The sequence below is a fragment of the Colwellia sp. TT2012 genome (assembly GCF_001440345.1).
Classification (GTDB): domain Bacteria; phylum Pseudomonadota; class Gammaproteobacteria; order Enterobacterales; family Alteromonadaceae; genus Colwellia.
Genome location: NZ_LJYX01000006.1, coordinates 536,331 through 558,957, shown reverse-complemented (window position 1 = coordinate 558,957; position 22,627 = coordinate 536,331). Strand labels below are relative to the sequence as shown.

The 22,627-nt window shown below is 39.4% G+C and carries 20 protein-coding genes and 1 pseudogene; 6 read left to right on the top strand and 15 right to left on the bottom strand.

The features are described 5' to 3' along the window. Window positions 1-302 precede the first annotated feature (302 nt). Window positions 303-629 (top strand): hypothetical protein, encoded by a 327-nt coding sequence (locus tag ASU03_RS04190; RefSeq protein WP_231731482.1) that lies wholly within the window; start codon window positions 303-305, stop codon window positions 627-629. After that, a pseudogene (locus ASU03_RS04185) lies at window positions 626-828 on the top strand (helix-turn-helix transcriptional regulator). The gene ASU03_RS04190 and the pseudogene ASU03_RS04185 overlap by 4 nt, the downstream one beginning before the upstream one ends. 92 nt (window positions 829-920) lie before the next feature. On the opposite strand, the gene ASU03_RS04180 reads toward ASU03_RS04185, so the two are convergent. After that, on the bottom strand, window positions 921-2,615 hold the full coding sequence (locus tag ASU03_RS04180) for a pseudouridine synthase (RefSeq protein WP_057830606.1): 1,695 nt from the start codon (window positions 2,613-2,615) through the stop codon (window positions 921-923). 393 nt (window positions 2,616-3,008) lie between these two features. Here ASU03_RS04180 and ASU03_RS04175 point away from each other — a divergent pair, with 393 nt between their 5' ends. Continuing rightward, window positions 3,009-3,557 (top strand): NUDIX domain-containing protein, encoded by a 549-nt coding sequence (locus ASU03_RS04175; protein WP_057830605.1) that lies wholly within the window; start codon window positions 3,009-3,011, stop codon window positions 3,555-3,557. 8 nt (window positions 3,558-3,565) lie between these two features. Here the strand turns inward: ASU03_RS04175 and ASU03_RS04170 are convergent, their stop codons facing one another. Beyond that, on the bottom strand, window positions 3,566-4,288 hold the full coding sequence (locus ASU03_RS04170) for a glutathione S-transferase (protein ID WP_057830604.1): 723 nt from the start codon (window positions 4,286-4,288) through the stop codon (window positions 3,566-3,568). A 133-nt stretch (window positions 4,289-4,421) separates the two neighbouring features. On the opposite strand from ASU03_RS04170, the gene ASU03_RS04165 reads away from it, so the two are divergent. After that, window positions 4,422-6,761, top strand: a complete 2,340-nt coding sequence (locus ASU03_RS04165) for a peptidase U32 family protein (RefSeq protein WP_057830603.1) — start codon at window positions 4,422-4,424, stop codon at window positions 6,759-6,761. A gap of 654 nt (window positions 6,762-7,415) precedes the next feature. On the opposite strand, the gene fdx is transcribed toward ASU03_RS04165, so the two are convergent. The 9 genes from fdx to trmJ form a co-directional block, all read right to left on the bottom strand. Next, a complete protein-coding gene (fdx, locus tag ASU03_RS04160) occupies window positions 7,416-7,754 on the bottom strand; it encodes an ISC system 2Fe-2S type ferredoxin (RefSeq protein WP_057830602.1) in 339 nt (112 codons plus the stop codon). An 88-nt stretch (window positions 7,755-7,842) separates the two neighbouring features. Beyond that, window positions 7,843-9,705, bottom strand: a complete 1,863-nt coding sequence (hscA, locus tag ASU03_RS04155) for a Fe-S protein assembly chaperone HscA (RefSeq protein WP_057830601.1) — start codon at window positions 9,703-9,705, stop codon at window positions 7,843-7,845. Between the two features lie 91 nt (window positions 9,706-9,796). Further along, window positions 9,797-10,324: a co-chaperone HscB gene (gene hscB / locus ASU03_RS04150; RefSeq protein ID WP_057830600.1), complete on the bottom strand. Its 528-nt coding sequence runs from the start codon at window positions 10,322-10,324 to the stop codon at window positions 9,797-9,799. Between the two features lie 159 nt (window positions 10,325-10,483). After that, window positions 10,484-10,807, bottom strand: coding sequence for an iron-sulfur cluster assembly protein IscA (iscA, locus tag ASU03_RS04145; protein WP_057830599.1), 324 nt, complete (start codon window positions 10,805-10,807; stop codon window positions 10,484-10,486). A gap of 11 nt (window positions 10,808-10,818) precedes the next feature. Further along, on the bottom strand, window positions 10,819-11,202 hold the full coding sequence (gene iscU, locus ASU03_RS04140) for a Fe-S cluster assembly scaffold IscU (RefSeq protein WP_057830598.1): 384 nt from the start codon (window positions 11,200-11,202) through the stop codon (window positions 10,819-10,821). Window positions 11,203-11,338: 136 nt separating this feature from the next. Beyond that, on the bottom strand, window positions 11,339-12,553 hold the full coding sequence (locus ASU03_RS04135) for an IscS subfamily cysteine desulfurase (protein WP_057830597.1): 1,215 nt from the start codon (window positions 12,551-12,553) through the stop codon (window positions 11,339-11,341). 48 nt (window positions 12,554-12,601) lie between these two features. Beyond that, window positions 12,602-13,108, bottom strand: a complete 507-nt coding sequence (gene iscR, locus ASU03_RS04130; RefSeq protein WP_057830596.1) for a Fe-S cluster assembly transcriptional regulator IscR — start codon at window positions 13,106-13,108, stop codon at window positions 12,602-12,604. 246 nt (window positions 13,109-13,354) lie between these two features. Then, on the bottom strand, window positions 13,355-14,164 hold the full coding sequence (gene cysE / locus ASU03_RS04125; protein ID WP_057179992.1) for a serine O-acetyltransferase: 810 nt from the start codon (window positions 14,162-14,164) through the stop codon (window positions 13,355-13,357). Between the two features lie 37 nt (window positions 14,165-14,201). Then, on the bottom strand, window positions 14,202-15,023 hold the full coding sequence (gene trmJ, locus ASU03_RS04120; protein WP_057830595.1) for a tRNA (cytosine(32)/uridine(32)-2'-O)-methyltransferase TrmJ: 822 nt from the start codon (window positions 15,021-15,023) through the stop codon (window positions 14,202-14,204). Window positions 15,024-15,342: 319 nt separating this feature from the next. Here trmJ and suhB point away from each other — a divergent pair, with 319 nt between their 5' ends. Both suhB and cobA read left to right on the top strand, forming a co-directional pair. After that, the gene (suhB, locus tag ASU03_RS04115) at window positions 15,343-16,146 is read left to right on the top strand and encodes an inositol-1-monophosphatase (protein WP_057830594.1); all 804 of its coding nucleotides are present in this window, start codon (window positions 15,343-15,345) and stop codon (window positions 16,144-16,146) included. A 149-nt stretch (window positions 16,147-16,295) separates the two neighbouring features. Then, a complete protein-coding gene (gene cobA, locus ASU03_RS04110; protein ID WP_057830593.1) occupies window positions 16,296-17,087 on the top strand; it encodes a uroporphyrinogen-III C-methyltransferase in 792 nt (263 codons plus the stop codon). A 102-nt stretch (window positions 17,088-17,189) separates the two neighbouring features. Here cobA and ASU03_RS04105 read toward each other — a convergent pair whose 3' ends face one another. The 4 genes from ASU03_RS04105 to yajC form a co-directional block, all read right to left on the bottom strand. Then, window positions 17,190-18,605 (bottom strand): DEAD/DEAH box helicase, encoded by a 1,416-nt coding sequence (locus ASU03_RS04105; protein ID WP_057179988.1) that lies wholly within the window; start codon window positions 18,603-18,605, stop codon window positions 17,190-17,192. A 626-nt stretch (window positions 18,606-19,231) separates the two neighbouring features. After that, window positions 19,232-20,179 (bottom strand): protein translocase subunit SecF, encoded by a 948-nt coding sequence (gene secF, locus ASU03_RS04100; RefSeq protein ID WP_057830592.1) that lies wholly within the window; start codon window positions 20,177-20,179, stop codon window positions 19,232-19,234. Between the two features lie 18 nt (window positions 20,180-20,197). Further along, window positions 20,198-22,045, bottom strand: coding sequence for a protein translocase subunit SecD (gene secD, locus ASU03_RS04095; RefSeq protein ID WP_057830591.1), 1,848 nt, complete (start codon window positions 22,043-22,045; stop codon window positions 20,198-20,200). Between the two features lie 183 nt (window positions 22,046-22,228). Further along, the gene (yajC, locus tag ASU03_RS04090) at window positions 22,229-22,567 is read right to left on the bottom strand and encodes a preprotein translocase subunit YajC (RefSeq protein WP_057830590.1); all 339 of its coding nucleotides are present in this window, start codon (window positions 22,565-22,567) and stop codon (window positions 22,229-22,231) included. Window positions 22,568-22,627: the final 60 nt, after the last annotated feature.

The following is a 22,627-nucleotide window of genomic DNA, read 5'->3' as shown; positions in this document are numbered from 1 at the left end:
GCCCGATTAAGAATTATAGCGCCACATTGCAATTTTTCCACCTCATCAGTAATAATACTAAATTCACTAAATTATTGCCCACTTGTGCCAGTTAAAATACCCAAGACTAGCTTGCTCTCAATCCCAAGAGCCAGCTATTATTTAATCAAGCGCCTGGTCCTGAATTTTTTTCCCCTAAGTACAACGAGCTCACACACTTAATGAAAATAGCATAAGTTCTTATATCCCCTAATAGCGACCAAATAAAAAATAATGTCAATAACCTAACATTAAGAAATTGGACGGGCTGCTGGGTTATTACCATGGCTATAGCCTCTTTCGCTCCGAAATTTATTTGGGAATTCAACACAGTGTTAACCATTATCGCCGTGCTAATTAACCTAGGGGTTGGTTTGCATATGTTAATAGCTAATAGAGCTTATTTTCGTGGCCTAGATGAAATGCAACAAAAAATACTGTTTGAAGCCATGGCCTTAGCTTTAGGGGTTGGCTTAGTCGTCGGCCTAAGCTATGAATCATTAGAAGATATAAAGTTAATCACTTATCAAGCGGAAATATCTCATGTGATTATATTGATGGGCATAACTTACCTAATAGCCGTTGTCTCCGGCCATAGGAAATACCAATGAAAAACCGCTTAAAGGTATTACGCGCAGAGCGAACTGGACACAAGCTCAACTTGCTAGCGCGTTAGGAGTATCGAGACAAACGATTAATGCCATTGAAAAGGGCAAGTTTGATCCTAGTTTACCCTTGGCATTTAGAGCGGCTAGGTTGTTTAACTTAGCCATTGAAGATGTTTTTCAGGACGAAAATGCAATGGTGTAAAGCTAAGTACTATTAAAAGTCAGTCCCGTTAATATAACCTGTAGACATATTATTTAACGCGACTCTTTGCTAACTATTTCATTGCTGACTGTTTAAAAATTGGCAGCGACAGTGAATTCCATTAATTCATTTGTTGTTGGATGTTTTAGTTTTAACACTTCTGCATGTAAATGTAAGCGGTTAGCTGTAGAGCCATATAAATCATCACCAACAATGGGCGTATTAAAGCCTAAGTGATGAGCACAGTGCACTCTTAGTTGATGAGTTCGACCCGTTTTAGGATATAGATGTACTCTAACTAGGGTTTGATTACCTTGCTGTTCAAAAGCAACCCTCTGCCATTTTGTTTCCGCGTCTTTGCCGGTTTCAAAACAAACCATTTGTCTCGGTCTATCATCAAAGTCACCGGCTAAGGGTAGACGAATAATGCCCTCTTCATTGTCTAATATCTGTTTAGGGCAACCAGACAACAGAGCAACATACCTTTTTTCCACTGTTCGCTTGATAAACTGCTGCTGCAAGCTTTTATGTGCTGATTTAGTCAGTGCTATAACCATTAAGCCTGAGGTCGACATATCCAGGCGATGGACAATAAGTGGTCCGGTTGCTTTAGGAAAAAACAGCTTCATTCGGCTATAAACACAATCAGTTATACTCTTACCTGGTACAGATAAAAGTTCACTGGGTTTATTGATCACCGCCATCTCATTATCTTGATAGAGTATATCGATGCTTTTTTCTTTTGCTAGGTCTTTCAGCATAGGATTATCATCCATGGGCATACCACTGAGCATGTGAGCCAGAATAGGTTGGCATTTACCCATACAGGCGGTATAGAAATTTTTATGTTGTCTGACTGCTGATTTAGGTGATTTACCCCACCAAAACTCTGCCATAGCAAGCGGTTTCAGCCCTACTTTAAAGGCGTATTGCAACAGTTTAGGGGCTGCACAATCCCCGGCACCGGCTGGCGGAACACCATATCTATGGTGAAAAGCCGTATCAATAAATAAATCAGTTAAGTTTTTCTTTTCTTGCTTAATATTTAAAAAGCGGTATTGCTCAAATAATTTCTGTTGTAACGCCTTTGATAATAATGATCTTCTCTCTTTAATCGCCCAAATCACCTTAAGTAAGGTATCTAGAGCATATTGGGCTGTTGTTAGCTTTTCTTGCCAAGAGTATTTCAAATACTTTAATGCATTTTTATCAGCAACACTTTCTTTTGCTAGTTGCTCTTTTAACCGGGTAAATTCATCATCTGAGAGCGAGGTCATAGCTAGGGTACGTTGTGCTTTTCTTGCTTGTCTTTGAGTCGAATGTTCACTTTGTAATTGGCTAATATCATTATTAGCTAAAGAGGATAATTTGGTTAGAGCTTGCTGCTTTACCGCAATTTCAGGATTGTCTTCTAACAAGCTAAGCTGCGCGTTAAGATCATTAATCAACTTTTGCTCTTTTTTAAAGAACTCAGCTTTGGTTGAATCATCGACCGGCGGCACAAAATGACTAAGATCATTATTATCGGCCAATTGTCCTGAAAATCCGGACAGATAGCCTAGCTCCCCTTGAGCATTTACCACTAAAAGAACGCCAAACATTTTGCCACTTTGGCTAAAATCATGCTGTAATGACTGTTTCTGCTCTAGGCTAACTTGCAGTTCTTGTGCCGCTAATAAACACAAAGGGTGTGGTTGATAATAAAAGGGGAAAGTAAAACGTTCAGGTAAACTATAACAATCAATAGAGGACTTAAAACGAGTAAAACAAGGATCATTCATTTGCATAGACAACGCTCAAAACCATAAAAATAAAGCTATAACACCAAAAACAAAAGTAGGCTTATTAGCCAGTCGGGTTGCAATTAAAGATTAGTACAACTAGTTAAAACCTCTAATGGTTATTTTAATCGTTTGTCACATTGAGAACAATAGAAAATATCATTGCCATTAATTCTTGTCATTGATTAAGTTCAAATGAGCCCCATCTAATACCAGTTTCATTAAGTGAGTGATCTTGTTGTGCATAGGAAAAACACTTCAGGGCAAGGCGCTCGATTGAGCAATAGCTGGCTATTGGGATTGAGAGCAACGCTGACATGAGGTATTTTAACCAGCACAAGTGAGCAATAATTTAATGAAATTGGTATAATACACAATAATTTTATAATATCACTTACTATGCGCTTACTTAAATCAACAATTCACCCGAATATTAATCCGCTTACGGTTAATTCCTCTGATAAGAAGCATTTTATTCGTAAAGCGACCAGAGCCATAGTGCTTAATGGTGAGAGTATATTGCTACTTTATACCAAGCGTTATCACGACTATAGCCTACCCGGTGGTGGCATAGATACGGGAGAAAGTCATATTGACGGACTAGTGCGCGAGCTTAAAGAAGAAACTGGCGCGCATAATGTCAGAAACATTGTAGAATTTGGCCTCTACGAAGAATTCAGGCCATGGCATAAAGCAGGCTTTGATTTTGTTCATATGCAATCTTACTGCTATACCTGCACAATTGATGAGGAACTACTTGAGCCAAAATTTGAAACCCATGAGCTAAATAATGGCATGCAGCCAGTATGGATGAACATTCATCAAGCCATTGCTCACAACGAAGCAACCATGGCAACAAGTAAGAAAAAAGGTCTTTCGATAGAACGTGAGACCTTTTTACTAAAGCTCATTGTTAGTGAATTATTAAACGAATCAGTACCGGCTTAAGTACCGGATTAGTTACCGCCAAATAAAACATCTTGCTGGTTCTCTAGCCACAGTGGATACTTTGCCATAACCTTGGTAAAAACAGGGCTCTGCAAATAACTGTTTAGCCATTGCCTTACCCTTGGGTAGGGTGATTGCAAATACCACTGACGCTCTATGCGGGCAAATTGTCGAATAAATGGAATTAAAGCAATATCAGCGAGACTTTCTTTATCAGCTATTAAATAACAGTGCTTAGATAAGCGTAGCTCTAATTTTTCTAGGTATAACTGGCAAGCTTCGCGGCACTGGCCAATATTATCTTCTTTATAGCGTTTAGCGCATTTATAGGCTTCTAAACAAGTTTTAAAGCCAGTATCAAATTCATTAATGAGTAAGAGTATTTCAGCTAAGGCGCTATCTTGCCTACTCTGTGGCTGACTGCCTTGCTGCCTTTGTAATAGATCAGCCGGATCCGTTGCACGTAAAGCCCATAACATGATAGCTAAACTTTCTTCGATTACCGTACCATTTGTTAAGACTAATACCGGTACTGTCCCTTTAGGCGATACCGCTATCATTTCAGCGGGTTTATTACTTAATACCAAGTCTCTTAACAAAACTGTCTGTTTAGCTTTAAAAATTGCCAGTCTCGCGCGCATGGCATAAGGGCAGTTTCTTAAAGAATATAATATGGGTAGCCCTATTATATTACTGTTTTTATTAACAATTACATTGGTACTTTTATTCATTACTGTAAATATTCCAGCGCTGCAATAAACAATTACTTTAAAGAGCTATTTTAACGGTATTCATCGGCTCATTATACGAGTAAAATCCCCCCTTTGAAATTTAACCGCCGTTTAATTGGCTAAAGTTGTATAAATGAGTCCTAAAATTGAATTGTTAGCCCCCGGTGGTGATGTAGATGCGATAAAAGCGGCAATTATTGCTGGCGCAGATGCGGTGTACTGTGGTTTAGATACTTTTAATGCCAGAAACCGTGCTACTAATATTTCTTTTGATGAACTCGTCCGTATTATTCGACTCGCACACCAGTATGAATGCCAAATATTCTTAACGCTTAATATCATTATTCTAGAGCGCGAATTTAAAACCCTGGCTAAGTTATTAAGTAAACTGGCTAACACCACGCTCGATGGCGTTATTGTCCAAGACTTAGGCATGCTGTATATTCTTAAAAAGCACTTCCCGACCTTAGACATCCATGCTTCGACCCAATTAACAACCCATAACATTGGTCAAATTCCATTTTTAAAAAAATTGGGTGCCTCACGGGTTAATTTATCTCGTGAATTAAACTTAAAAGAAATCACCGAAATTACTGCCGTATCAACGGAGTTAGATTTGCTTACCGAGGTATTTGTTCACGGCTCATTATGTATCGCCTTTTCAGGTTTATGTTATTCCACTTCAGCCAGTGTCGGTAATTCTGGTAATAGAGGGCGTTGTAGCCAAGCTTGTCGTGAAGAATATAAACCCACCGAAACAGGTAATAAATTCCCACTAAACATTAAAGATAATTCTGCATTTTTCGATTTACCGGCACTAATCGATGCTGGCGTGCACTCCTTTAAAGTTGAAGGTCGTATTAAAGGCGCTAGCTATGTACATACCGTTATCGATAGTTTCCGTAAGCAAATAGATGGCTTTGTTGCCACCGGTGAACTACTTGAAGACGGCGAACGACTTTATAAGGTGTTTAATCGCGATTTCTCTAATGCTTTTTTACGCGGCGATTTAAACCAATCGATGTTTATTGAAAACCCGCGTGATAATTCAAAATATTACGCTATAGATAAAAGTAACGCTATCTCTGTAGTAGAAATACAAGATGTTGAACAAAAACTAAGTGATCAAAAAGAACAAATTCACGCCAGTGTCTTTGACAAAATAAAACACCTAAGTATTGAAAAACGTGTCTTATCTTTAGTATTCTCTGGTCAAGTTGGTAAACCTTTAACCGTTACCATCAAAATAAAAGAAGCGGCAAGTACAGGAGTTTCCGAGCACGCTATAGCAGAGCAAACCCATGTTATGCACTCTGAACGCCTACTTATAGCCAGTGAAAAAAACTGCATTGATCATAGTGCCATTGAAAAGCGCTTTAAAAGCTTCAATAACGCTGAGTTTAACTTAACTCAGTTAAGTACTGACGCTGTACCTCAAGGTGTCACTATTCCTTTTAGAGAGCTTACCGCACTTAAAAATAACATAGCGGCCTTACTCAATAACGATATCCCGTTATTAGCAGAAGTAGAGCTACCAAAACTAGTACGTCATGCAAAACAAGACCAGGCGGTCAAATTATCACTATTAATATCTGATGAGAGCGACATCAAGCTTGGCGACATAACTGATGCCGATATTTATTTTAAACTGCCCGATGCTTATAAGCGGGGCTGTACTAAATATGTCAGTTTTTTCCAAGAGAACCCACGTCTTATTCCTTGGTTTCCCTCGGTATTAATTGGTAAAGATTATGATGTCGCGGTAAATATTTTACAGCAAGTTAAACCTAAATTGATTGTCACCAATAACACTGGTATTGCCAATAGAGCCTTTGAATTAGGCATTGACTGGATTGCTGGACCGTTTTTAAATACCACCAATTCTTATGCGTTATTGGCGATGAAAGAAAACTTTAACTGTAGTGGCGCTTTTATTTCCAACGAAATTAACCGCCAACAGATGAAGACTATCGCCCGTCCGGAAAACTTTAAAATGTTGTACAGCGTTTACCACCCCATTTTATTAATGGTCAGTAGGCAGTGTTTCTTCCAGCAAAGTGTTGGTTGCGAGAAGCCTAGGATTGATAATGGCTGTATGCTTTCATGCGATAAATCGACTAGTATCACCAACCTCAAAGGCGTTTCCTTTGCTATTGATAAGCAAAAAGCTGGCTACCCAAGTATTTATAATAACGATCAATTCTTAAACACAGAAATAATCCAAGACTTAGCGCAGTTATTTGATGGTTTTATGATTGATTTAACCAATATTGGCGCTGGTGATAAAGAGTCACCTAATAAAGCGGTACTCATTGCACAATTTGAACTGTTACTTAATAATAGTAATATCGAGCAGGCTGGACAACTTGACAGACAAGCAAACTCGTTATCAAATTCGTCGTTAAACGCCCAAAACAAGCTTAATAGCTTAGTACCTGAGTCGACCAACGTGCAATATCATAATGGCTTATAAGCCATGATAAAACCTTGGTTGAGCTAACGATACAATCAGCCAAAAAATAACAAAAAGGCCATTGACATATTCATGTCAATGGCCTTTTCAATTTACATAACCTGAACTCTGGATAATGAGTGCTTGATGGTTAAGTAAAAACAACAACTTGCCATTATTAAGAATAAAATTTACAAAACCAGTCGCGATATATACCCGTTACCATTCAAAGTGCTCGATTTCAGTGGGAATTAAAATGACTTTAGGCAAGGGAAATAATGGAAGCATAGTCATTCTATGGTTTAATTATTTAACGCGGTATAAAGTCATTTTAAACCCATCGAAGAAGCGTTTGAGCAACATCACTTCATCGTTACTGTAACTCATAATGACGCGACATGGATGAAGCTTATTAGAGAATGCAGGAGCATATTCTCCTGAACAACCATTATTTCATCACAGCGCCTTGAATTGAAATTGCTCAAGCACTCTGAAACATGCACCTTGAATGGTCACGGGTATATGTTATCAATGTTTCAATTTATTCGATTATCAAGGCAAAACGTTTATGAATAACGTGTTATTTATCGACGTTTTAACGCTGATAATCAGATAAAGGGGAATATTGAGCAAGTGCTGCTTATCCAGAGTTCAGGTTACCTAGGTAAAAATAAATTAGTGAGCTTCAGAAACCATATTGATTGTGTATTTAGGGATATCAACCACTAAATCTTCATCACCAACAATTGATTGGCAACTAAGACGAGATTCAGGCTCTAAACCCCAGGCTTTATCAAGCAAATCTTCTTCAAGTTCATCACCTTCTTCGATAGAGTCAAAACCTTCTCGAATAATAACGTGACAAGTAGTACAGGCACATACTTTTTCACACGCATGCTCTATTCCAATATTATTTCTTAACGCAACGTTAAGTACGCTTTCGCCTTTTTCGGCTTCAACAACTGCGCCATCTGGACATAGTTCTTCATGAGGTAAAAATATAATTTTTGGCATTTTATCTATTCTCTTTGTCGGCGTGAACTTGTTCGCGCTATTATCTTATTCAATTTAAAGCGAGAATAAATTCTCGCCTACAGTTTATCTACAGTTTATCGACAGATTGACCAGATAATGCTTGGCTAATTGAACTATCCATACGTCGTTCAGCAAATAATACGGTACTATCGTTCAACTTATTAAGGGCTGTTTCTATCGCTTTATTATCACTACCTTGACTTACTTGAACTAGGGACTTAATGGCACTTTCAATAACAGCAACTTCATCACTATTGAGCAATTTACTATCGGCAAGTAAAGCTGCTTGCACTGACTCAATAACACGTGCAGCATCAACTTGTTGCTCTTTAAGCATACGCGCTTGCATATCTTCGGCAGCATTATTCATTGAATCTTTAATCATCTGACTAATTTGATTGTCATCTAGACCAAATGAAGGTTTAACTTCAATACTTGCTTCTACCCCGGTGGACTTTTCCATCGCAGTTACCGAAAGTAAACCATCCGCATCAACATTAAATGTCACTCTTATATGGGCTGCTCCAGCAGTCATAGGAGGAATGCCACGTAACTCAAAACGGGCTAGTGAACGACAATCATCAACTAACTCACGCTCGCCTTGTAATACATGGACAGCCATTGCTGTTTGACCATCTTTAAAAGTGGTAAATTCTTGCGCCTTTGCCACCGGTATTGTGGTATTACGTGGGATCACCTTTTCTACTAAGCCGCCCATGGTTTCAAGCCCAAGGGATAAGGGTATAACATCAAGCAATAACATATCACTATCAGGCTTATTTCCCGCTAAAATATCTGCTTGAATAGCCGCTCCAATAGCAACCACCTTATCGGGGTCAATAGTAGTTAATGGCGTTTTATTAAAGTACGTTTCAACTTCACTGCGCACCAAGGGTACACGTGTTGAACCACCTACCATAATAATTTCAACGATTTCATCAACCGCTATACCAGCGTCTTTAAGGGTACGACGACAAGCACGTAATGTTTTCTTCACTAATGTGCCAATAAGTTCATTCAATTGTGCTTTTGTGAAACTTACCGTCCAATCACTACCGCTATCAAGAGAAAGACTGATCTCAACTTGTTCATTATCAGTTAACTGCTCTTTGGCAAAACAAGCTTGCTGCATCAATTGACGCTCTAATGATGGCGATAAAGGTCTGGTTAAATCCGCTTGTTTAACAAGGTAGTCAACAACAGCTACATCAAAGTCATCACCACCAAGTGCGGAATCACCACCCGTAGCTAATACTTCAAAGACACCTTTATTTAAGCGCAAAACAGAAATATCAAAAGTTCCACCACCTAGGTCATAGACAGCAATAATGCCTTCTTGTCCTGAATCTAACCCATAAGCTACCGCAGCGGCAGTGGGTTCATTTAATAACCGTAAGACGCTAAGACCGGCTAATTTTGCCGCATCTTTAGTACTTTGCCTTTGAGCATCATCAAAGTGAGCTGGCACTGTGATAACAACGCCGGTTAACTCGCCGCCTAAAGCCGCTTGTGCGCGTAGCTTTAGGGTTTTTAATATTTCTGCTGATACTTGTACTGGGTTAATAGCACCTTGCCTGGTCATAATTTCAGGATGATTTTCATCACCACAAAACTCATAGGGTAAAGATGGATATTTACTTTTAATATCAGGCAGTGAGCGCCCAATTAAACGCTTAGCAGAAGTAATAGTATTCTCTGCATCCTCAATGCTAAGTGCTTGTGCTGCCTGACCTACTAAAATATTGTCTGCTTGATAGCTGACTATTGACGGCAATAAATCACGGCCTTGCTCATCACTTAAAATACCAGCGTTTCCGCTTTGTACACTTGCTATCAAGGAGTTTGTGGTACCAAGATCGATGCCTGCAGCTAATCTGTGTTCATGAGGAACGGTACTTTGACCGGGTTCTGCAATTTGTAATAAAGCCATGATGTTAATTCAATGATCTGAGTTTAGGTTAATGGTAAATGGTAAATACTAAGGTGCTTGGATTTTCAATTATTGCTGCCGGCTTGCTCTGCTAGTCATCAAACAAGGCATCTTCAAGGCGGTCCACTTCAATATTTAGCTTTTGATAAAACTTTAATTTGCGTAAATTATCGCATGCTGCATTATTAGATGCTGAGTTATTTTCACTTATCTGTGCTCTCATCAGTTGAGTAAGCTGTAAGTATTCACTCGATAAGACTTGTTGAACTTCAAGTAAGGCGGCATCCGCATCACTTGCCAGCTTAACGTCTTCAAGCATTTCTCGCAATTCCATTTGATGCAATAAAAAACCTGTATCGCTAAAAGAGTGTTGCTCGTTTGGCATATCAACACCGCGTTGCACTAATATATATTCAGCACGTGGTAATGGTTGTTTTAGGGTTTGATATGCGTCATTAATTTGCGCAGACTTTTGTACGGCAATGCGTTGATCTTGCTCTGATGCGTGGGCAAACTTGTCAGGGTGTGCAGCCTTTTGTAAGGCTTGATAATTTGATGATAGATTTTGTAAATCGACATCGAAAGAGGCTTCAATGCCGAATAATTGAAAGTAATTCACTGCTTATACCTAGAGAGATTTATCTTATAAAAACTTCACATGACAATGCTTTAATTCGCAGCTACTTGATTCAAATACAAGGCGAAAGCACGGAGTTGACGCTAGTCAATGAGTACTTTCAACACCGTAGTTGAATCAAGTGACAAAAGAATTAAGCAATTATACGTTAAAGCTTTCACCACAACCACACTCACCTTTGGCGTTGGGGTTAGTGAATTTAAAGCCTTCGTTTAAGCCTTCTTTAACAAAGTCGAGTTCAATGCCATCAAGATAAACCAAGCTTTTCGCATCTATAATAATGTTGACATCATCAATAGAGAACAGCTGATCATCTTCATTTAAATCATCGACAAACTCAAGTACATAAGCTAGACCTGAACAGCCGGTAGTTTTAATACCTAAGCGAAGCCCAAGCCCTTTGCCACGATTTTGTATAAACGATTGAATACGTTCAGCTGCTGCAGGTGTCATGGTAACAGACATTGTTTTCTCCGTTATTTACCTTGTTTACTTTTATAATCTTCAATCGCTGCTTTAATGGCATCTTCAGCCAAAATAGAGCAATGAATTTTTACCGGTGGTAAAGCTAACTCTTCAGCAATATCGGTATTTTTAATTTTACCCGCTTCTTCAATTGACTTGCCCTTTACCCATTCAGTAACCAATGAGCTTGAGGCAATCGCTGAACCACAACCGTAGGTTTTGAATTTAGCATCTTCAATGATACCATCAGCAGAAATCTTAAGTTGTAACCTCATAACGTCACCACACGCAGGTGCGCCAACCATACCCGTAGCTACTGTTGGATCGTTTTTGTCCATTGAACCAACATTACGTGGGTTCTCATAGTGATCAATTACTTTTTCGCTGTAAGCCATGTTACTCTCCTAACTTGTGCCAAATTGTCATTAGATAATTTCGAGATAATTACTTAATACACCTTATTTGACACTAAATGTTATCTAAAGTGCTGAACTATTTTACTAAACGTTATTTTATTTAACTCAGTTTAGCTTAGTGAGCAGCCCATTCAATTGAATCTAAATCGATACCGTCTTTGAACATTTCCCAAAGCGGTGACATATCACGTAAATGACCAATAGCGCCTTTAATTAATTTAATAGCGTAGTCAATTTCTTCTGCTGTAGTAAAACGACCAAAGCTAAAACGAATTGAGCTATGCGCCATTTCATCATTCAGCCCTAATGCGCGTAGTACATAAGACGGTTCTAAGCTCGCTGATGTACAAGCACTACCTGACGAAACCGCAAGGTCTTTCAGTGCCATAATTAACGACTCACCTTCAACATAGTTAAAACTGACGTTTAAATTACCAGGATAACGTTTGTCAAAATCACCGTTAACAAAAACTTGTTCCATTGAGTTGACACCAGCCCAAAGACGGTCGCGCATTGCCGTTACATGGATAAGATCTTGTGCCATTTCTGCTTTAGCCAAACGACAGGCTTCACCCAGACCAACGATTTGATGCGTTGCTAAGGTACCAGAGCGCATGCCACGTTCATGACCACCACCGTGAGTTTGTGCTTCAAGACGAACACGCGGTTTACGTGACACATATAAAGCGCCAATGCCTTTAGGTCCGTACATTTTATGTGCTGAAATAGACAACAAGTCAACTTTCAACGCTTGCATATCAATGTTAATTTTACCGACACTTTGTGCGGCATCAACATGGAAAATAATTTTGCGAGCACGACACATTTCACCAATTTCATTGATGTCTTGAATAACACCAATTTCATTATTTACATGCATTATGCTCACTAAAACAGTGTCATCACGCATGGCATCATTTAATTTTTTTAAATCAATTAAACCATTTTCTTCCGGGTCAAGGTACGTTACTTCAAACCCTTGACGCTCTAATTCGCGACAAGTATCTAATACCGCTTTATGTTCGGTTTTACTGGTAATAATGTGTTTACCACGTTTGTGATAAAAATTAGCAGCGCCTTTAATGGCTAGGTTATTTGATTCTGTGGCGCCCGAGGTGAATACAATTTCACGTGGGTCGGCATTAATTAATTCAGCAACTTGATTACGAGCGATATCAACCGCCTCTTCGGCTAGCCAGCCAAATTTATGAGAACGGGACGCGGGGTTACCAAAATGACCGTCTGTGGTCATGTATTGCATCATTTTTTCTGCTACACGCTTATCTACAGGTGTAGTAGCTGAGTAATCAAAATATATAGGAAGCTTCATGCGCTAACTCTCTCCGATGGTAAATCTTTAATACGACGCGACTGGTTATTACCAGTCGTTCATTACATTTTTAGTGGTTATCAATGTCTCTAACGCTATGCTTTTATTAGCATTTATATATAGTTTATCTTGTCGTTTAGAAACGGCTATCACATCAGGCTTTGCCACTAATTCTGATAAGCTGATGTTTTGCAAAAATTCTTCAATTCGTTGGCTTAACCCTTCCCAAAGAGAATGAGTTAAACATTGTTGACCATCCTGGCAATTGCCTTTTCCTGAACATTTAGTGGCATCAACACTTTCATTTACCGCACAAATAACATCAGCAACCGCTATTTCAGCTGAGTTCCTGCTCAAGCGATAACCGCCTCCAGGACCACGAACACTGGTCACTAGCCCTTGCTTGCGTAAACGAGAAAACAGTTGCTCTAAATAAGACAAAGATATACCTTGGCGCTCAGAAATATCCGCCAAAGATACAGGTCCAGATACGGCATGAATAGTAACGTCTAACATGGCAGTAACTGCGTAACGACCTTTAGAAGTAAGTTTCATAATCTGCTCTCAAACACTATGTTAGTGTACTCAATATATCAATTTAGTAGGACGATTAAGTCAAAGCTATTTGACCACCAAAGTATAAAAAAAATGCTTTGTTTAGTAAATGCTGCGCAATTCTACTTAACCCTACATATTAGTCAAATGAATACCCTAGTAATTTACTCAAGTATTGTACACCAAGAAATGATAGGCGAGAAGTAATAGTTGACTAAATTAGTCAACTATTATTTTTTAATGAAATTAAATTTCAGGATCAAAGCTGCTCACCTTGCTTTCACGACGCTGTGCCGCTGCTTTTTCATCTTCAATAAACTCGCCCACTCTTAATTCAGGCAAGTTTTGATCACAAATATTACCACCTAGGCTATTAACTTCTTTGCAAAGAGCACTCACACGATCATCCATTAAATGCACATGGTCAAGTAAGCGACCAATAGCTTTAGCCACAGGATCAGGGTTATCGTGGGAAACAGCATAGGCATCAAAGCCATATTTTTTAGCGGCGGCTTCTCGCTGTTGGCCTTCACCTTTACTCGGTTTATCCGGAACGATTCTTCCAGGGATACCTACCGCAGTAGCGTTAGCGGGTAAGTCTTTAACAACCACTGAATTAGAGCCAACTTTACCGCCCTTGCCGATAGTGATAGGGCCTAGTACTTGGGCGCCTGCACCAATAACAACATTGTCTTCTAAGGTGGGATGGCGTTTACCCGGTTTCCAACTAGTACCACCGAGAGTAACACCTTGATAAAGGGTAACATCATCACCTATTTCGGCGGTTCCGCCAATAACAACGCCCATGCCGTGGTCAATAAAAAATCGTCGACCAATAGTGGCGCCGGGATGTATTTCAATGCCCGTTAACCAACGTGAAAACGTAGAAAAAACGCGCGCTAATAACTTCCAATTAGCACACCATAATTTATGACTCACTCGATGAAACCATATAGCATGTAAGCCTGGGTAATTAAGTAACACCTCGAAACTAGTACGAGCGGCGGGATCTCTATCAAAGACACTATTGATATCTTCTTTGATACGGCTAAACATAAAGTATTCCTTCTATTTACTCTTAAGTGACTAACTATTATGACTGCTCTTTACTAGACCTTTCCATTGAGGCAAAAATCCCACGCATCATCTTAACTTCTTTTACATCTGGCCTAGCGCGATTAAATAAACGCCTTAGCTTAGTCATCACTAAACCAGGATGGTTTTCTACTATAAAGCCGGTGGCTTTCAGTGCTTTTTCAAAGTGTTGATAAAACCGCTCAATTTCTTCACTTACCGGATAAAGTTCTTCGCCTTCATTTTTGCTTTTAGCAACAGATTTACCATTACCAGTACTGCGTTCTTGATAATTTTTATCATGAGCCAGTAAATAACTGGTACGCACTTCATAACTTAACGTTTGTACCGCCATGGCTAAATTCAACGAGCTATAATCTGGATTAGCGGGTATCTGTACATGAAAATGACAAAGTTGTAATTCTTCATTGGTTAAACCACTACTTTCTCGACCAAAAACTAACGCTACTGGATATTCACCGGCTTCGGCAATCATCTTCTCACCACAGCCTCTGGGCTCTAGCATAGGCCAAGGTAGTGTCCGAGAACGAGCACTGGTACCCACCACTAAACCACAATCTTCAATGGCTTCTTGCAACGTACTAACTACTTTAGCATTGGCTAACACATCCGTTGCACCCGCTGCCATGGCTTGCGCTTGACCATTAGGCATTTCAATAGGATCAACTAAAATAAGCTGGCTTAAACCCATGGTTTTCATAGCGCGTGCTGCACTACCTATGTTTCGACAATCAGAAGTATTTACTAAAATAATTTTAACGCGATCTAATAGTGAACCTGGGGTGTTACTTTGCTGAGAATCTTGTTGGGGATCTGACATCTTATACTCTACTGTTTATTTTACTGGGTTTGTTAGCCCATCTAGATGGCCAGTATTCTAACATAGAAGATTACTGCTGTAGCGAACAAAAAGCACGCTTATTAAGCCTCTTTATCTAGGGCAATTTGATATTTAATAGTCTTTTTTTCTCTATTAAAAAATAAAGCCAATGAGTCGCTCATTTATCAAACGATTTATTTTATAAGATTATCGCTTAATGGCTTTTTATTTGCTATAATTTGCGCGCTCAATTTTCAAGACAATGTTTGCTTGGAAATAAATTGTTCTTTAAAAATTATTTACAAATAGGTACTCTATAATGCATCCCATGCTAAATATTGCCGTGCGCGCAGCGCGTACAGCAGGTAAAGTTATCGTTCGCTCTATGGAGCAACTTGATAAAGTTGAAATTGAATCAAAAGGAACTAACGATTTTGTCACCAGTGTTGATATTAGCGCTGAAGAGGCAATTATTGAGACTATTCGTAAATCATATCCAGATCACACCATTATCGGTGAAGAGTCTGGCGTGTTAAAAGGTAGTGATGACGATTACCAGTGGATTGTTGATCCACTGGACGGCACCACCAACTTCATAAAAGGTATTCCGCATTTTTCCGTTTCAATTGCCTTAAAAGTAAAAGGTAAACTAGACCAAGCGGTAGTATTTGATCCTATTCGTGGCGAGTTATTCACCGCCAGTCGTGGTAAAGGTGCACAATTAAACGGTTTCCGTATTCGAGTTAATAAAAATAAAGAGCTTTCAGGAACTGTCTTAGCCACGGGTTTCCCGTTCAAACACAAACAACACACTGCTGCTTACATGGCAATGTTCTCGGGCTTATTCCAAAAAAGCGCAGATATGCGCCGCACAGGCTCTCCTGCTCTTGACCTTGCTTATGTCGCAGCTGGCCGTTTTGATGGTTTCTTCGAGATAGGCTTAAAACCTTGGAATACTGCTGCTGGCGAACTATTAATAATTGAAGCTGGTGGTCTAGTAACTGACTTTACTGGCGGTCATAATCATGCACAATCAGGTAATATTGTTGCAGCAAATACCCGCATATTAAAAGATTTGTTGAAAGAAATTCGTCCTCACCTAGGTGATGCACTTAGCAAATAATTTTTGTCTGAGTTTACTTACATTATTATAGCTAAGTAATAACACAATAATATTAAGCGCCACAGTAACCTTACTAAATAAGGTCACTGTGGCGCTTTTTTTGCTTTAGACTAGCTATATAGTTTTTAGTACCTTTGTTAAGAGGACTCATGCATAACATTAATACCACGAAACAAGCTTTTATCGGTGGAGAAGTCGCCTTAGTTGGCGCGGGTCCTGGCGACCCAGATTTACTGACCATTCAAGCCTATCGTTTTATCAAACAAGCAGAAGTGGTTATCTATGATCGGCTAGTCAGTGAAGCTGTAATGGCACTATTACCTAGCGATTGTCAGCAAATATATGTTGGTAAAAAGCAAGCAGATCATAGGGTTCCGCAAGAAGGCATTAATCAACTTTTGGTTGATAATGCCCTATTAGGTAAAAGAGTGGTCCGCTTAAAAGGTGGCGATCCCTTTGTCTTTGGTCGTGGCTCTGAAGAAGCCCAGTTTTTATTAAGCCATGGTATCGCGTGTCATATTGTCCCTGGCATGACCGCAGCATCGGCTTGTACTAGTTATGCTGGTATCCCGTTAACTCATAGAAACATAGCTCGAAGTTGCACCTTTATCACAGGGCATGTGCAAGATAATGGTGCACTAGACTTACCTTGGCAGGCATTGAATGATAAACAGCAAACGATTGTCTTTTATATGGGTATAAAAAGTTTACCGATAATTACCGCTCAACTGATAGCTGCGGGTCGTGATATAAATACCCCAGCAGCGTTAATTCGTAAAGGCACTCACCAAGATCAGCAGGTGATAAAGGGGACATTAGCTAATTTAAGCAAACTGGTAACCTTACATAAAATAACACCACCAAGCTTAATTGTGATTGGTGATGTTGTTGGACTATTTCCCAGTGAGCAGCTCACTAACTTAGGTTACTTAACACCTTAACTGCACTAACAATTCCGAGCAGCAAATAAAAAAGGCTTATGATGAATAGAATTACTATTCGTCATAAGCCTTTTTCTTGCTATTACGATGTGCTAATTAGAACTAGCTATTATTTGCTGCACGTCTTGGGGTACGTGGCTTAGGCCCAGTACCGTCGTATTCCGGCTTTTTACGTCTAGAGGAGTTGTTAGCTGGTTTTGCTTTATTGCCACCAGTATTGTGACCATTAGCATTACCACCTGAGCGTTGACCATCTTTATGTTCAACTCGACCTCTACCACGTGCTGAATGTTGACTTGGTTTAGACTTTGGCGGCCTACCTGTTCTTAAAGGTTTTATCGCACGTGATTCGCCCAGCTCATTGGCAGGTATAAACTTCTCAATAACTTTACGCTCAATATGCTGCTGAATAACATGTTCAATGCCCCACAACAAGTCTAACTCATCGGCACAAACTAATGACAATGCTTGGCCAGTATTACCGGCACGGGCTGTACGGCCAATACGATGCACATAATCCTCTGGCACATTCGGTAAATCAAAGTTAACCACTTGGGGTAATAAATCAATATCAATACCACGAGCAGCAATATCGGTTGCCACTAGTACCTTGACTGAGCCATCTTTAAAGGCAGCAAGTGCTTTAGTACGTGCTCCTTGGCTTTTATTACCATGGATAGCCGCTGCAGTTATACCTTCTGCTTCGAGGTGCTTGGTTAGCTTATTAGCGCCATGTTTGGTTTTAGTGAAAACCAACACTTGTTGCCAGTTATTTTCTTGTATTAAATATGTAAGTACTGCTGGCTTACGTTTTTTATCAACGGCCATTAACCATTGGGTAACTTTGTCTGCGGTGCTATTTTCAGCATCTACCGAAATCTCTAATGGGTTATTAACCAGACCTTTAGCAAGCGCACGGATCTCAGGAGAGAAGGTTGCTGAAAAAAGTAAGTTTTGACGGTCCTTTGGTAGCACTGCGATAAGCTTTTTAATATCGCGAATAAAGCCCATATCTAACATGCGATCGGCTTCATCAAGAATAAACACTTCAAGTTGACTAAATTTTACCGCTCTTTGATTGTATAAATCGAGTAAACGTCCTGGCGTTGCCACCAGTACATCAACACCTTGGCGAAGGCGCATCATTTGCGGATTAATTTTCACGCCACCAAAAACTACCATTGAGTGTAAATGTAAATACTTACCATAGGTCTCTATACTTTCGTGGATTTGCGCCGCTAGTTCACGTGTTGGGGTAAGTATTAATGCTCTTACGTTGTTTGACGCAACCTTATTGCCTTTGTTACTAGAAAGGCGCTGTAATAACGGTAAAGTAAAACCTGCCGTTTTACCGGTGCCCGTTTGCGCTACTGCCATAATATCTCGTCCAGAAAGAACCGCTGGAATAGCTTGCGCTTGAATAGGAGATGGTGTTTCATAACCCTTATCACGTACTGCTTTTAGTAATGGCTCAGATAAACCTAAATCAGTAAATTTAGTTGTCGGGGTATCGCTCATAAGTAATCTCTTTAAAATATATTAGGGTCTATTGACCTTTTATGTTCAAATTTCGTTGGTATTAATTGCCTGTTGCTCAAGGCGCTATGAATGAAACATAGTTGTTCTATGTAAATTCGTCGCAAACACAGAGCAATAGGCATTTAAACTAAGCCAAAGGACAGCGTGTAGTAGCCATATCATGCGTTATCACCTATTAGTGTAACAGGCTTACATGGAGCTAGCTTATTAGACAACGTAGGAGCATATGGTCCTAAATAATGAGGATACATCTGCTCTGCCCGCTATAAAAAGCGAATAAGCGGCTGTAAAAACAATCAATAAAGTTCAACAGCCCTAAACAAATACTGACAGCGCTAATGAAAATGTTGGCAGCATGAAAGGGCGGCAGCATACAGTAAGGTTAATACCAAGTCTATTAAGTTATCTACCGACTCGGCTCGATTTACCAGAATCATTGCTAGGGCCTGTTGAACTTTCAGGGTTAAATTAAAGTAATCTAAAGCGATGAACCGCGGCGCGAGTTTTGTAACATTGTCGTTTTATAGAAAAATAAAGCATGTAAAACAAAAAAGCCGAGTAACTTTCGTTACTCGGCTTTTTTTATGGCTCAATAACAATAATTGTTAAGGCATCATAGCGTCTTGATCTGCACCTTCTTTTTCAATCACTTCTTGAATTAAATCTTCTCGTGAGACCCCTAAAGCTAAGGCGACTAAACTAGCAACATAAATTGAAGAGTAAGTACCAACAAAAACACCAAACAATAATGCTGTGGCAAAACCGTGAATTAGCTCTCCACCTCTAAAGAATAAAGCTGCCAATACTATTAACGTGGTAAACGAAGTAATAATGGTACGACTCAAGGTTTGTGTTAAAGAGATATTAATCACGTCTTCCGGATCACTATTGCGTATTTTCCTAAAGTTTTCACGAATACGATCCGAAACCACAATAGTATCGTTCAGTGAATAACCAATAACCGCTAATATCGCCGCCAATACCGTAAGGTCAAACTCTAGTTGGAAAATAGAAAACAAACCCAGTGTTAATAATACATCGTGGAATAACGCCACCACTGAGCCAACAGCAAAGCGCCATTCAAAACGGAAGGCTACATACATGAGTATACAGATAAGCGCCGTTAACATGGCTAAACCGCCCTGCTCCGCTAACTCATCACCAACACTAGCACCAACAAATTCAATACGGCGCATATCGACAGTTTGCCCAGTAGCCTTTTGTAAAACGCTAAGTATTTCATTACCTAACATCTCAGCTTTAACATCACCGCGTAAACCTAAGCGAATAACTACGTCACGACTGCTGCCGTAAAATTGTACTTTGGCATCAGAAAAACCATTATCATTCATTACTTGGCGTATTATCTTTAAATCAGCTGGTTGTTCAAAACCGACTTCAATAAGGGTGCCGCCAGTAAAGTCTAAACCAAAATTTAACTTGTTTGTTGCTAACGAGATCACGGAAGCGATCATCATTAAGGCGCTAAATACTAGGGCTATCTTGCGATAGCTCATAAATTTGACAGTTTCTTTTAAGTGTAAAATTTGCATAATTTATCGTTCCTGTCTCTATATAGGTAATTTATCAAGGCGTTTACCGCCCCAAATAGCATTAACGACTGCGCGAGTACCAATAACAGAAGTAAACATTGAAGTGATAATACCGATAGACAAGGTGATGGCGAAACCTTTAACAGGTCCAGTGCCAATCGCATATAAAATTACGGCTGCGATTAAAGTAGTGACATTGGCATCGATAATAGTAGAAAATGCGGCATCATAACCTTGATGAATTGCTTGCTGAATGGTCTTACCTTCACGTATTTCTTCTCGAATCCGCTCAAAAATAAGTACATTAGCATCCACCGCCATACCAACGGTTAAGACAATACCTGCCATACCGGGTAATGTTAATGTTGCACCTGGCATCAATGACATAATACCCACTATCAGGATTAAGTTTGCCCCTAAAGCAAGGTTAGCAACCACACCAAAGGCGCGATAGTAAACCATCATAAAGATAAAGACTAAGCCAAAACCCAGCATAATAGCTTCAAAGCCAAGTCGCACGTTTTCAGCACCTAATGTCGGGCCAACAGTACGCTCTTCAACAATGGTAATGGGCGCAATTAGCGCACCAGCACGTAATAATAACGCTAGGTTATGCGCTTCAGCAGGACTGCCTGCGCCAGTAATACGGAAGGATTTACCTAATCGAGATTGGATTGTAGCAATAGAGATTATTTCTTGTACTTTTTCAAAAATAAGATTGCCTTCGGCGTCACGTTTACCAGTAGGTTTATACTCAATAAATACCGTCGCCATTGGTTTACCAATATTACTTTTAGTGCCATTGGACATTTTTGCACCACCAGCACTATCGAGTGAAATATTAACTTGTGGACGTGAGTACTCGTCAAAACCTGATTTAGCATCGGTAATATGATCACCCGTTAACATGACACGTTTTTTCAATAAGCTCGGTCGACCGTCTTTATCCCTTAATAAAATAGAGTTTGCCGGTATACGACCTTTTAAGGCATTCGCTAAATCACCTTCGGTATCGACTAAGCGAAACTCGATAGTTGCTGTCGCATTAAGTATTTCTTTTGCTTTAGCGGTATCTTGTACACCCGGTAATTCAATAACAATATGCTTTTTACCTTGTCGCTGGACAAGCGGCTCGGCAACACCGAGTTCGTTAACACGGTTACGAATAATAGTAATGTTTTGTTGAATAGCGTATTCACGAATTTCTTTCAGCTTTTGCTCGGTCATTTTCGCGCTAAGCGTTAACTTATCATCATTCGTTTTTAGCAGTAAATCACGATAACGTTTTTTCAGTAGTGTCTCTGCGGCTTCTAGATCGGCAACTTTACGAAAGATAACAACGACGCCATTATTGGCTTCTTTTACGCTGCGATAGCGAATTTTTTCACTGCGTAAATCATCACGAAAATCACTCACCATAGCGGTTTTAGCTTTATTAATGGCTTCTTGCATGTTTACTTCCATCAAGAAGCTAACACCACCACTTAAATCTAAACCTAATTTCATTGGCGTACCGCCAATAGCTGCTAGCCAGTCTGGTGTATTAGGCGTTAAATTTAAGGCAACTGAAAACTTATTACCTAATTTATCATCCAATATATCACGGGCTTTCAACTGATCTTCAGTATTTTTAAAACGCGCTAATATTTGACCATTTTCTAAAACGACACTGTCAAAACCTAGGTTATTTTCGTCTAAATATGCCTTGATATTATCAAGTGTGCTGGCATCAGCTTCGATACCACGTAAACCTGACACTTGCACCGCAGGTGATTCACCATATAAGTTTGGTGTGGCATAGAGCGCACCTAAAGCGACAATAATTACCACCATCAGTGTTTTCCATAAAGGGTATTTATTTAACACAATGAGTCCTTTTTATTCGTTTATTTCTTTCACTATTTTTATCAAAAAATAATTATTGGGATATATTCATCATTACTTTCAACTAAGTTAATTGGCTTTAATTCAAAGAAAATGCACGGAATTTACGCACGTTAATGAGTACTTTTGATGCCGAACTAATGCCAATTAACAAGGGTAAAATGATTATAAATTTTTCATTGTGCCTTTTGGAAGTACTGTGTTGATAGCACTTTTTTGTACTGTTACTTCAGTACCTTCGCTAATGCTAACAACGACAAAATCTTTTTCATCGGATACTTTAACGATTTTGCCAACAATACCACCTTGTGTTAACACTTCATCGCCTTTCGCTAATGAAGACATCAAACCTTTATGCTCTTTTACCCGTTTAGCTTGTGGACGGTAGATCATGAAAAAGAATACCAAACCAAAAACGGCTAGCATAATGATCATTTCCATACCACCGCCACCGGTTAATGCGGATGCGTCTGCGGCGTGTGCTGTGCTGATAAATAAACTCATAAATTCCTCTACTTCTTATTTTTAATTCTTAATTGGTTAGTGACTTTATATTTTTTTGCT

Excerpts from the sequence above, each read along its gene's own strand:
- hscA (WP_057830601.1), bottom strand. The coding sequence starts at position 9,705 with ATGGCTTTATTACAAATTGCAGAACCCGGTCAAAGTACCGTTCCTCAT.
- fdx (WP_057830602.1), bottom strand. The coding sequence starts at position 7,754 with ATGCCAAAAATTATATTTTTACCTCATGAAGAACTATGTCCAGATGGC.
- ASU03_RS04135 (WP_057830597.1), bottom strand. The coding sequence starts at position 12,553 with ATGAAGCTTCCTATATATTTTGATTACTCAGCTACTACACCTGTAGAT.
- ASU03_RS04105 (WP_057179988.1), bottom strand. The coding sequence starts at position 18,605 with ATGAGCGATACCCCGACAACTAAATTTACTGATTTAGGTTTATCTGAG.
- yajC (WP_057830590.1), bottom strand. The coding sequence starts at position 22,567 with ATGAGTTTATTTATCAGCACAGCACACGCCGCAGACGCATCCGCATTA.
- iscU (WP_057830598.1), bottom strand. The coding sequence starts at position 11,202 with ATGGCTTACAGCGAAAAAGTAATTGATCACTATGAGAACCCACGTAAT.
- cobA (WP_057830593.1), top strand. The coding sequence starts at position 16,296 with ATGCATAACATTAATACCACGAAACAAGCTTTTATCGGTGGAGAAGTC.
- iscR (WP_057830596.1), bottom strand. The coding sequence starts at position 13,108 with ATGAAACTTACTTCTAAAGGTCGTTACGCAGTTACTGCCATGTTAGAC.
- ASU03_RS04175 (WP_057830605.1), top strand. The coding sequence starts at position 3,009 with ATGCGCTTACTTAAATCAACAATTCACCCGAATATTAATCCGCTTACG.
- cysE (WP_057179992.1), bottom strand. The coding sequence starts at position 14,164 with ATGTTTAGCCGTATCAAAGAAGATATCAATAGTGTCTTTGATAGAGAT.
- ASU03_RS04190 (WP_231731482.1), top strand. The coding sequence starts at position 303 with ATGGCTATAGCCTCTTTCGCTCCGAAATTTATTTGGGAATTCAACACA.
- trmJ (WP_057830595.1), bottom strand. The coding sequence starts at position 15,023 with ATGTCAGATCCCCAACAAGATTCTCAGCAAAGTAACACCCCAGGTTCA.
- ASU03_RS04165 (WP_057830603.1), top strand. The coding sequence starts at position 4,422 with ATGAGTCCTAAAATTGAATTGTTAGCCCCCGGTGGTGATGTAGATGCG.
- ASU03_RS04180 (WP_057830606.1), bottom strand. The coding sequence starts at position 2,615 with ATGCAAATGAATGATCCTTGTTTTACTCGTTTTAAGTCCTCTATTGAT.
- iscA (WP_057830599.1), bottom strand. The coding sequence starts at position 10,807 with ATGTCTGTTACCATGACACCTGCAGCAGCTGAACGTATTCAATCGTTT.
- secF (WP_057830592.1), bottom strand. The coding sequence starts at position 20,179 with ATGCAAATTTTACACTTAAAAGAAACTGTCAAATTTATGAGCTATCGC.
- suhB (WP_057830594.1), top strand. The coding sequence starts at position 15,343 with ATGCATCCCATGCTAAATATTGCCGTGCGCGCAGCGCGTACAGCAGGT.
- ASU03_RS04170 (WP_057830604.1), bottom strand. The coding sequence starts at position 4,288 with ATGAATAAAAGTACCAATGTAATTGTTAATAAAAACAGTAATATAATA.